This is a genomic window from Endozoicomonas sp. ONNA1 (assembly GCF_024606325.1).
In the GTDB taxonomy this organism is placed as follows: domain Bacteria; phylum Pseudomonadota; class Gammaproteobacteria; order Pseudomonadales; family Endozoicomonadaceae; genus Endozoicomonas_A.
Genome location: NZ_JAHHPN010000826.1, coordinates 1 through 1,803, shown reverse-complemented (window position 1 = coordinate 1,803; position 1,803 = coordinate 1). Strand labels below are relative to the sequence as shown.

At 52.7% G+C, this 1,803-nt stretch carries 1 protein-coding gene; it reads right to left on the bottom strand.

Going from position 1 to position 1,803, the window contains the following annotated elements:
- On the bottom strand, nt 1-1,803 hold a 1,803-nt coding region (locus KDK19_RS19575; RefSeq protein WP_257292681.1), incomplete at both ends, for a hypothetical protein.

Below are 1,803 nucleotides of genomic sequence, written 5' to 3'. Positions count from 1 at the left end.
CTGCCAGCATTTCAACAGGGTTTGTTCGCTGTCAGAAGGTCCAAGAGAAATGACCGAAGCCTGTCCTGAGGCCTTAGCCATTCTGGCGGAAAAGTAACTTTTTCCGGTGCCGGTTTCCCCCTGCAGGAATATAACGGGAGAGTCCGTCAACCGATCATGGAGTCGGGACAATCGACGGCTTTCACGATCTTTCTGATTCAACTCGCCGTGATAAAGATCACGCGCCAGCAGTGACAGGGGCTTATCAGCGGAACCCTGCCATTCCAGTGATTCAGACAGTCGATGCTCTATACGTTCAATGCCTTCTGCCTCAGAATTCGCTGTTCTGGCCATCTGAAAACAATCGCTGGCCAGAGTGTGAATGGCATCGGATCGGGTTTGCCCTGATGGCAAAGGTAGCTGCCAGCCAGAAGCCAGTGCATCTTGCAAACGTTTAATCTGTCTTGCTGGCCTGATGACCAATGCCTGATAGGGCTCTGCTTTCGACGGATCGACTGCCAACTGATACGCCATTGCCTCTCGTTGATCTTCAGGGGCGTGGGCCACGATCATGGCACTGAGCCTGTCCAGATATTCTTCTTGAGCCAGCCATGATGTAAATGGGGTTTTATAGGAAAGTTGTAATCCTTCAAATCGGCTGTCCTTAAAGACTGCCGGGTCAAAGGCTCTGGCCAGTGACCATAGGTTCTGTCGCAAAAACTTTCGATCTAACGGTGCAGAGCTGTTGATGATGCTGTTTAACCGATCCGGGTCTACCGAGCCAGTTTGACCCCTGTCGGGCTTCTCATGGGCATCCGGTTTTTCATTGGCATCCGGCAGTAACTGCCAACAGGCCACTTTCATAAAATCACGCACCGACGGATTCTGCCGGGTGCCATGGGTGACGACGCTATTGATGGCCTTGCGCCAGTGGCAGGGCAGGAGCTGTGGCGACTGGTCAACCTGCTGTGCCCGCCGGGCAGCCAGCATCAGGTTATTCAATAGTCCTTCGGTCATTTCAGGCAGAGGGTCACAAAGATCGTCAGGCAGGGTTTTAAACGCTTCGTAAAGCGAGTGAAGTGCTCGTTCCGGCAGCTCAGCCCGGGGGATATCATGCTTGTCCCCATTGATAGCCCAAATATCAACCTCAGGACAGGGTTTGCCCTTGGCAACCATTGACCTGAATACCGAAGATGGGCTTTCTGCAGACTCGGGCCAGACTACGGTGACTTGAGCTTGTGGGTAGGCCTGTAATTGGCCATTCACTAACAGAGGTTGCCCGATCACCAGAGGTTCCAGAAGCTGCTGAAGTGCTGGATTACTGTCCAGTCCCCGCAATACGACTGGCTTGCCAGAGGTTAATGCCTCCTGCAACTCAGTCTGACGTCGTCCAAAATGTGCCTTCTGTTGTGAAGTGATATGGATGTTATCAAACAGCTGGCTGAGGCTGGTCTGTTCATTGACCTGAATGACCAGAGGTGCCTGCTGGTGGTTGATCCAATGACTGGCCTGAGCATCTTGCTGATACGTGATGCTATCAAAGGCGGTGAGAGCTTTTATTGAGTGCTCATCGTTTTCTCCGAGCCCCAGGGTTTTCGGCTGCCGTTTTGTATGAGCCACCTGAAGTCGGGGCTGCAGATCGGTTGTCTCGCGAATCGTCTGCACTGAACCCAGTAAACAAAACCAATGTGCCTCAGTGAGGGGAGACGTGACGGTGACGACACCACCCGCCCGAACTTCTTCCAATAGATTGATGTTGGGGACTGCATAGCCTTCCGGGGCAACGGCAATCGGGTTCAGCCATCCCGAAATATTACTTTGGTT